The organism is Oryzihumus sp., from assembly GCF_036391795.1.
In the GTDB taxonomy this organism is placed as follows: Bacteria; Actinomycetota; Actinomycetes; order Actinomycetales; family Dermatophilaceae; genus Oryzihumus.
In genome coordinates, this window is sequence record NZ_DASVZH010000097.1 from 1 (window position 1) to 8,574 (window position 8,574).

At 70.2% G+C, this 8,574-nt stretch carries 8 protein-coding genes; 6 read left to right on the forward strand and 2 right to left on the reverse strand.

What is annotated here, in order from left to right:
* The coding region (locus VF825_RS05740) for a RimK family alpha-L-glutamate ligase (protein WP_331111068.1) at positions 1–1,172 on the reverse strand (1,172 nt) is incomplete at its 3' end.
* Between the two features lie 72 nt (positions 1,173–1,244).
* On the opposite strand from VF825_RS05740, the gene VF825_RS05745 reads away from it, so the two are divergent.
* The 4 genes from VF825_RS05745 to VF825_RS05760 all read left to right on the forward strand — a co-directional run bounded on the left by VF825_RS05745 (position 1,245) and on the right by VF825_RS05760 (position 5,360).
* Positions 1,245–1,673, forward strand: coding sequence for an ATP-dependent zinc protease (locus VF825_RS05745; RefSeq protein ID WP_414695780.1), 429 nt, complete (start codon positions 1,245–1,247; stop codon positions 1,671–1,673).
* A complete protein-coding gene (locus tag VF825_RS05750) occupies positions 1,673–2,620 on the forward strand; it encodes a succinylglutamate desuccinylase/aspartoacylase family protein (RefSeq protein WP_331111072.1) in 948 nt (315 codons plus the stop codon). Before VF825_RS05745 ends, VF825_RS05750 begins: the two co-directional genes overlap by 1 nt.
* 449 nt (positions 2,621–3,069) lie before the next feature.
* Complete coding sequence (locus tag VF825_RS05755) at positions 3,070–4,308, forward strand: ATP-binding protein (protein WP_331111075.1); 1,239 nt, start codon at positions 3,070–3,072, stop codon at positions 4,306–4,308.
* The gene (locus VF825_RS05760) at positions 4,305–5,360 is read left to right on the forward strand and encodes a tetratricopeptide repeat protein (protein ID WP_331111077.1); all 1,056 of its coding nucleotides are present in this window, start codon (positions 4,305–4,307) and stop codon (positions 5,358–5,360) included. Before VF825_RS05755 ends, VF825_RS05760 begins: the two co-directional genes overlap by 4 nt.
* Positions 5,361–5,717: 357 nt before the next feature.
* Here VF825_RS05760 and VF825_RS05765 read toward each other — a convergent pair whose 3' ends face one another.
* Positions 5,718–6,971, reverse strand: a complete 1,254-nt coding sequence (locus VF825_RS05765) for a M48 family metallopeptidase (RefSeq protein ID WP_331111079.1) — start codon at positions 6,969–6,971, stop codon at positions 5,718–5,720.
* Positions 6,972–7,254: 283 nt separating this feature from the next.
* On the opposite strand from VF825_RS05765, the gene VF825_RS05770 reads away from it, so the two are divergent.
* Together VF825_RS05770 and VF825_RS05775 are read left to right on the forward strand one after the other, a co-directional pair.
* Positions 7,255–7,551: a 4Fe-4S binding protein gene (locus VF825_RS05770; protein ID WP_414695781.1), complete on the forward strand. Its 297-nt coding sequence runs from the start codon at positions 7,255–7,257 to the stop codon at positions 7,549–7,551.
* A gap of 103 nt (positions 7,552–7,654) precedes the next feature.
* On the forward strand, positions 7,655–7,990 hold the full coding sequence (locus VF825_RS05775; protein ID WP_331111081.1) for a DUF488 domain-containing protein: 336 nt from the start codon (positions 7,655–7,657) through the stop codon (positions 7,988–7,990).
* The last annotated feature ends 584 nt before the right edge of the window (positions 7,991–8,574 follow it).

Consider the following 8,574-nt stretch of genomic DNA (forward strand, 5'->3'; position numbering starts at 1 on the left):
GGCTCCATGGGAAGCTTGCGCACCTTCGCGCGGCGGCGCCGCTCGGGCACCATCGAGCGCATCTCGTCGAGCTTGCCAAAGCACAGCAGCCGGTCCTCGGCCTCGAGGACCTGGCCGGGGCGCGGGTTGGGCAGGACCGTCGTGCCGCGGTGCAGCGTGAGCACCGTGATGTCGCGGTCGCCCAACCCGGACTCGCGCAGCGGCTTGCCGACCAAGTCGGATCCGGCGTGGACGACGAGCTCGGCGACCCCGTAGCCGGTCGAGACGGTGAGCCGCTGGCGGACGTCGATCTCGGGGAAGGCGACCTGGTTCGCGACGTGGTCGATGATCGCGCCCGCGACGTCGAGGTTGGTCGCGGTCTCGATGCCCTGCAGGCCGGGCGAGGAGTTGACCTCCAGGACGAGCGGTCCGTCGTTGCCCTCGAGCATGTCGACGCCGGCGACGCGCAGGCCCATGATCTGGGCGGCGCGCACGGCCGTCTGCTCGTAGGCAGGATCGAGCGTGACCGCCTCGACCGAGCCGCCGCGGTGGACGTTGGACCGGAACTCATCGCCGTGGGCCGTCCGGCGCATCGCCGCCACCACCCGGTCACCGACGACGAGGGCACGGATGTCGCGGCCCTTGCTCTCGGTGACGAAGCCCTGGATCAGGACGTTCTGCTTGGTGCTGTGCAGGGTCTCGATGATCGCCTCGGCGACCTTGGCGCCCGGAGCGAGGATCACGCCGATGCCCTGAGTGCCCTCGAGCAGCTTGATGACTACCGGTGCGCCGCCGACGCGCTCGATGGCCGGGCGCACGTCGGCGCGGTTGCGCACGAACGTGGTCGCCGGCATACCGATGTTGTGGCGGGACAGGATCTGGGTGGCGCGCAACTTGTCGCGTGAGTTGCTGATGCCGTTGGCAGTGTTGGGCGTGTAGACGTCCATCTGCTCGAACTGGCGCACCACTGCGGTGCCGAAGTAGGTGATGGAGTTGCCGATCCGCGGCAGGACCGCGTCGTAGTCGGACAGTCTGCGCCCGCGGAACAGCAGGTCCGGCTCAGGGCCGGTGAGGTCGATTGCGAACCGCAGCGTGTTGAGCACCTTGACCTGGTGGCCCCGGTCGAGGGCCGCCGTGCGCAGCCGTCGGGTGGAGTACGTCCTGGGCGCGCGCGAGAGAATCGCCAGCTTCATGGGGTTGCCTGCCAAGATGGTCGTGTGTCAGAGCCGAACCATTCAAGCAGCACCACAGGGTGGCGGGAGTGGGTGAGCCTGCCCGGCCTCGACGTGCCGTGGATCAAGGCCAAGCTCGACACCGGGGCCCGCACCTCGACCCTGCACGCATTCGACCTGCGCGAGCTGGACCGCGGTGGCGAGGTCTGGGTGCGGTTCTCGATCCACCCGTGGCAGCGGTCCGACGAGGACGCCGTCACCGTGGATTGCGCTGTGCACGACCGCCGCGCCGTGCGCAGCTCGTCCGGGCATGCCGAGGAGCGCATCGTGGTGCTCATGGACCTCGAACTGGTCGGGCGGAAGGTCACTGCCGAGGTGACCCTGTCCCGGCGCGACGAAATGGGCTTCCGGATGCTCGTCGGCCGTGAGGCGTTGCGGCAGGGGTTCGTGGTGGACTCCGGCCGCTCCTACCTGGGCGGGCGGCCCACCTTGGCGGTCCGTCGCCGGAACCGAGGACGCTGATGCCGCGCGCCTCCTTCGCCATCGGGCCCGTCCGCGTGCGCGCCGGCTCGATGCGGGAGGTGGGGCTGCCGATCACCCGGCTCGTTACCGGCGCCGAGGTGAGCCTGCCGGTGCGCGTCGTCCACGGCCGCGAGGACGGCCCCACCGTGTGGGTCAACGCCGCGACCCACGGCGACGAGGTGGTGGGTATCGAGGTCATCCGTCGCGTGCTCGCAGGCCTGCGGGCGCAGACTTTCCGGGGAACGCTCATCGCCGTGCCGATCGTCAACGTCCACGGGTTCATGGCCGGTGACCGCTACCTGCCCGACCGGCGGGACCTCAACCGGTCGTTCCCAGGCAGCCCGCGCGGCTCCCTGGCGAGCCGGATCGCGCACCTGATGATGACCGAGGTGGTGGCCAAGTGCGAGGTCGGCATCGACCTGCACACCGGGTCCGACCGGCGCACCAACCTCCCGCAGATCCGCGCCGACCTCGACGACCCCAAGACCCGAGCGCTCGCGGAGGCCTTCGGCGCCCCGGTCCTGTTCCACGCCAGGGTGCGCGACGGTTCGCTGCGGTCCGCCGCGCAGGACCGTGCAACCGTACTGCTGTTCGAGGCGGGCGAGGCCTGGCGGTTCGACGAGTGGGCGATCATGGCAGGGGTCATCGGCGTGCGGCGGGTGCTCGCCACCCTGGGCATGACCGAGCCGGTCGACGACGGGCCCTCCGAGCCGGCGCTCGTCTGCCGACAGAGCGGCTGGGTCCGCGCCCGGCGCAGTGGCATCCTCGAGCTCGAGACCGCCCTGGGTCAGCGCGTGCAGGTGGGCGACCGCCTGGGCGCCCTGCACGACTCGTTCGGCAAGCGGCTCGCGCTCGCGCGTGCGGACCGGGCCGGCATCGTCATCGGCCACACGACCGCCCCATTGGTCAACAACGGCGACGCCCTGGTCCACGTCGCAGAGACCTAGCCTCGGTTCTGACCGCGTTCCCACGTGCTTGGGTGATAGGTCCTGCTGGCTGGCTCGGCACCTTCTTCGCCTGGGCCGGACCAGCCTGATCGGAACTTACCGATGTGCCGTGGGTGGACGGGTAGCCTCCGCTATTGCCGCAGGGAGCGTGGACGCACACCATTGCCGCGGAGAGGTAGAGATGCCGGGGCGAGGTTCCCAACGGTGTCGCGAGGGCGCGCACTCATCGGCACGACAAGCAGTTGTCAGGCGTCCGGCACCGGCGGAATGACGCACTACGCCCAGCGTCTGGCCTCCGAGGTGCGCTTTAAACGTTCAAACCTGGCAGCCCGAAAGGAGCCAGGAGACTTTCGGCCGATGGGCGAGCGCACACCGTTGGGCTGTCGCTATCGTGCTCTCGGGCGCGGTCTCCAGTGCGGAGCCGGCCCGTTTACTGGGGGGCTGGTGTCATGGGCTCTGAGTCCGTGTTGGCGAGTCTGCGTGCCGCCCTTGAGGCGGTTCCCGACGACGTGCCGTTGCGGCTGCACCTTGCCGAGATGCTCGCCAAGTCCGGGCAGCGACAGGAAGCCCTGCGTCAGGCTGCGGTCGCTCTACAGGCCCAGCCGGACAACGCCGAGGCGGTCGCGATGATCGCGCGCCTCGCTGTGCCGGCGGCCCCGCCAGACAGTGGCGGCACCGAGAGCCCAGACACAGCAGCTACGCAGGCGCCCAGTAGCGCGGAAGTACTGCGTCAGCTCGACTCTGAGCTGGCAGGGGTCGCCCCGCCGATGTTCGTCGGGGCCGACGACTCACCCGCCGCGCCGCCGGATGCCTGGGAAGTCGAAGCCGTGGGGATCCGGCTGGCGGACGTCGGCGGGATGGCACAGGTCAAGGCACGCCTGGAGGCCAGCGTGCTGGCGCCGCTGCGCAACCCCGAGCTCGGTCGCCTCTACGGCAAGTCGCTGCGCGGCGGCCTGTTGCTCTACGGGCCGCCCGGTTGCGGGAAGACCTTCATCGCCCGGGCCCTGGCCGGTGAGATGGGAGCGCGCTTCCTGGCCGTCTCCCTCGCCGACGTCCTGGACATGTGGCTCGGCCAGAGCGAACGCAACGTACACGAGGTGTTCGAGGTCGCCCGGCGGAGCGCCCCGTGCGTAGTTTTCTTTGACGAGGTCGATGCGATCGGCCAGAAGCGCAGCCAGCAGCGAAACAGCGCCGGCCGCGGTGCCGTCAACCAGCTGCTCACCGAGATGGACGGCATCGGCGCAGCCAACGACGGGGTGTTCGTGCTCGGAGCCACCAACCACCCGTGGGACGTAGACGTCGCGCTGCGACGGCCCGGTCGCTTCGACCGGATGCTCCTGGTCCTGCCCCCGGACGCGCCAGCGCGTGAGGCCGTCCTGCGCTTCCACCTGCGTGACCGCCCCGTCGCCGGCATCGACCTGGGCCGGCTCGCCAAACGCACCGACGGGTACTCCGGGGCCGACCTCGCCTACGTGTGCGAGGCCGCCGCTGAACGTGCCCTCCTGGACTCGGCACGCACCGGCACCGCCCGGATGATCACCCAGGAGGACCTGGTCGCGGCGGTGGACGAGGTCCGCCCGTCCGTCGGGCCCTGGCTGGAGACCGCCCGCAACGTGGCACAGTTCGCCAACGACAACGGCACATACGACGAGCTGCTCGCCTACCTGCGCAAGCGGCGGATGGCGTGAGCGCCCCGACCGAGGACCGGGCCACGTTGGAGCGCGCACGAGCCCTCTGTGACGTCGGTCGGTACGCCGAGGCCGAAAGCATGGCCAGGTCCGTGCTGGCTGGACGACCCGACGACGCCTCCGTGCTCAGCCTGCTCGCCCTGGCCGAGCTCAAGCAGAACAAGCACTCCCCGGCGCTGCATTCCGCCCGAGCCGCGATCGCCGCAGACCCCGAGAACGACTGGCCCCACCGGTTGGCCGCACTCTCGCTGCACCGGATGGGCCGCTACGCCGAGGCCGCACAGCACGCGCGACAGGCCATGTCCCTGGCGCCGAACACGGCGTACGGATACATCCTGCTCGCCCTGGCGCTGTCCGCCGGCGGCATGGACCCCGCGGAGGCCGCCGATGCCGCCGACCGGGCCGTCACCCTGGCCCCCCACCTCGCCGATGCGCACCTCGCCGTCGGCGACGTAGCGCTCGCCGCTTCCCGTCTGGACGACGCAGAAGACTCCTTCCGGCGCGCCCTGGACATCGATCCCGAGAACGCCGCGGCCCACAACGAGCTGGCGCGCGTCCAGCTCAAGCGCCGCAGGTTCGGGCACGCCTCCGGCCTTGCCCGAGCCACCACCGGGCTGGCGACGGCCATCAGACTTGATCCCCAGTCCGAGGTCAGCCGCCGCAACCTGGACATCGCCCTCAACCTCTTCATGGCCCGGGCCGCCGCCGGCATCATGCTCGTCGCGTTTGTTGCCTCGCACGGACTGTTCGCGCAAGCCAAGTACGTGGCCGCCCTGCTGCTCTTGATCCCCGTCGGGCTCGCGGTCAGGTTCGTCCTCGGGCTGCCGCCCACGTTGCGGCGCTACCTGTGGCTGCAGGTGCGTCGCCCGCTCGTCGGCTCAGCCGCGGCACTCGATGTCATCGCCGTCGGCCTTCTCGTCGCCGGATCCTTCGCACCCGGCAACCGCAGCCCCTACATCTTCCTCGGCTCCTGGATCGTCGCCGGCGCGGCGATCCTCCTCTGGTCCCGCTCACGCAAGCTGTTGAAGAATCGCGGCAAGGCCAAGAGCTGAGCGCATGCCCGGTGGCATGCGGTGGGCCCCAGCATCAGCGCTCACACCGATCTGCTGCGTCCCGGGGAAACGACGACCAACCGTTCCCTTGCCCGGTGACGGCCACATCTTCTCCCGCTGTTGCCTCACAGACGGCGGCGACTGCTGATCGACTACGAATCGAAGCCACACGATGCGCTGCTGGTGTCCGCGACCAGACCCTGCGACCCGCACGTTCCCTACTTCGACTGACGCACGCACTTCGGCATGACAGGAAGGTGCAAGGCGTCCGGCACGCGGCGGCATGACGCACAACGCCGAACGCGGGCCCAGATCAAGATGGCACCCGAGCCCCGATCCGGCCTCGCAGCCGGCGGGTCAGGGGCTGCCCGAGGGCCCCCGCGCTGCGGCCAAGCGTTCCACCGTGTCGGGATGGGTTGCGAAGAGCAGGTACTCGATCCGGGGTGGGTGGACATCGGTGCCGTTGACCGCGGCCAGGCGCAGCTGCATCGCGGCGAACTCGGCGGAGTCACCGGTCAGCCGTAGGGCATGCCGGTCGGCACGGGCCTCAACCCGACGGGAGACAAGGTTCTGTGCCGGGCCGCTGACCAGGCCTGCCACCGCCACCGCGGCGAGCACCAACCCGATCGCGGTCGGCGAGCCGATGGAGTTCACCCCGGCTCGGCGGAGCAGGGCACCCCACTGCCCCAACAAGTAGAGCACCACGACCGCTGCCGCGGCCCCGATCGCTCCCAGCAGCGCGGCTAGTTCGGCGTCCCGGTCCTTGGTGTGGCCCAGCTCGTGCGCGACGACACTGCGCACCTCACCTGGAGGCGCCTCGCGCAGCAGCGTGTCGTAGACCACGATCCGCCGGGTGCGTCCCAAGCCGGACACGTACGCGTTGAGCCCCGTCGTGCGCCGCGACGCGTCCGCGACCAGCACATCCCGCACCGGCATGCCGTCCCGAGCCGCCATCGTGCGCAACTCATCACGCAGCCGGCCCGCCGGCATCGGGGTGAACTTGTTGAACACCGGCTCGACCAGAACCGGGAAGACGAACGAGAGCAGAACCACCACGGCGGCGGCACCCACTGCACCGAACGCCCACCACCAGTCGGGCGCGAGCTGGGTCAGCGTGTAGAACCCGCCGAGCACCACCGCGCCGATCACCGCCCCGACCGCGCATCCCTTGAACAGGTCCGCCGCCCAGCCGCCCCAGTCCTGGGTGGACAGCCCGTAGTCGCGCAGCACGGTGTGGCGCCACGCCCTAAACGGCAGTGCCACCAACCACAGCATCATGAGGATGACCAGGCCGCCCACCAGAGCCTGCGCCAGCCAGCCCCCGCCGAACGGCTGGCCCACCCAGACGACGATCCGGGCACCCGCCGGGGTCAACCCGAGCAGCAGGGGCACCACCAGTCCCACCAGCAGAGAACCGTACGAACTGGGGCGCAGCGCGGCGTGCAGCGCCCGACCTCTGGTGACCACCCCAGCCGGCACGTCGCCCAGCGCCGCCGCTCGCTCGGCGCGGGTCGGGCTGGGCACCCGCCAGGGCACCAGCGTGATCGCCGCGACAGTCAGCACCATGCCGAGCGCGACCAGCGCCACCACAGCCCACCACGTCGGGGTCACGGCCATCCTCCCTGTCACCGACAATGCTCGTTCAGCCGCCGGGACAGTCACCACCACCGCCAAGCGCATCGCCCAGCCTCACCAACAGTGAAGCGCCCGTCCAGGGACACCACAGGCCAGGTGCACGACTCTGTATGGCGGACTCACCCAGACCACCGCCCAAGGCCCGAGGGTTCGGCAGGTCGACAGGCGGCGGAAAGACGCAGGCCACCGAGCGTGAGCCGCAACTGATCGCTGCTACCACGCGGACCGAGCGCCGCAAAGGTCACTCAGCGTAGCCGTCGTGTACCCGGCCGGAGGCCAGCGCCGCGCCATACCAGTTCCGAAGAATCAGGCCGCCGCCTTGGACGCCGCGACCTGCATCGGCTGCGGGGCCTGCGTCGCGGCATGCCCCAACGGCTCGGCGGTGCTGTTCCTGGGCGCCAAGATCACCCACCTGGGCCTTCTGCCCCAGGGCCAGCCCGAACGCGAGGCCCGCGCGCTGGCCATGATCGGCCAGCACGACCTGGAGGGTTTCGGGGCTGCACGCAGATCGGCGAGTGCACCGCCGTCTGACCCAAGGGCATCCAGCTCGACGTGATCGCTTTACCATAAGGACGTGCTCGCCGCGCTGCTCCACGGCGACACCCGATCGTGAGGAGGCCAACAGGGTGCCAAACACGGCGGACATTCAGGTGCGCAGGGTGTACGAGCCGGCCGAGAGCGAGGACGGCGCCCGGGTTCTAGTCGATCGCCTCTGGCCGCGCGGGGTGAGCAAGGACGACGCGCAGCTCGACGAGTGGTGCAAGCAGGTGGCCCCCTCGACGGAGCTGCGCAAGTGGTACGGCCACGACCCGGCAAAGTTCGAGGAGTTCGCCCGCCGCTACCGTGCCGAGCTCGAGGGATCTGAGCATGCCGAGGCGGTGCGGCACCTGCGCGGTCTGGCCGCCGGGCGGCGGCTGACGTTGCTGACGGGAACCAAGGATGCCACGATCAGCGAGGCCGCAGTCCTAGCGGACCTGCTGAAGAGTCGGCGGTGACCTCCAGGCCAACGGAGCTACATTGCACCGTGGCTGCGTACTGTCGCCCACCGCCGGCTTCGGGCCGACCTTCCGGGACTGACGCCCACCGGTCTCCCCCGACGCCCGCCGAAGTGCTGCCCAGACCGAGTCGCTGTTCGCGCTGAACACGGGCACATCGGCTGGCGTGGCAACGTGAACGAGGGCGAGCCGCACGGTCTGCCGAGCTCCTACCGCAACGGCGTGATCGTCGAAGCCATGTGCAGCGCGTCAACCGTCATAGGAGAGCAGCCTCCCTCTATACCGGCTTCGCGGTCACCGGCCTCGGGTCGAAGCGGCCATACATCGTCGCTCCTGCGGATGGCGTGGAGCCTCGTCATCCAAGGAAGGGGCGCCCTCCACGGAACCGCCGACCTGCGAGGGTGGCCTGCCGAAATCGCACAAGCGCAAGTAGTTCGCCCGCTACGCCTGCTTGGGGGACGCGTATTCCTTCAGGGAGACCTCGGCCACGGTGACCGCCAGCCCGCCACCCTTGGTGTAGGTGACCTTCGCGTGGGCCTTCTGCGTCACCGGGACCTTGTAGTTGCAGAAGGTGTGGTCACCGG

Coding starts and splice junctions, on each gene's coding strand:
- VF825_RS05755 (WP_331111075.1), top strand. CDS start 3,070: ATGGGCTCTGAGTCCGTGTTGGCGAGTCTGCGTGCCGCCCTTGAGGCG.
- VF825_RS05750 (WP_331111072.1), top strand. CDS start 1,673: ATGCCGCGCGCCTCCTTCGCCATCGGGCCCGTCCGCGTGCGCGCCGGC.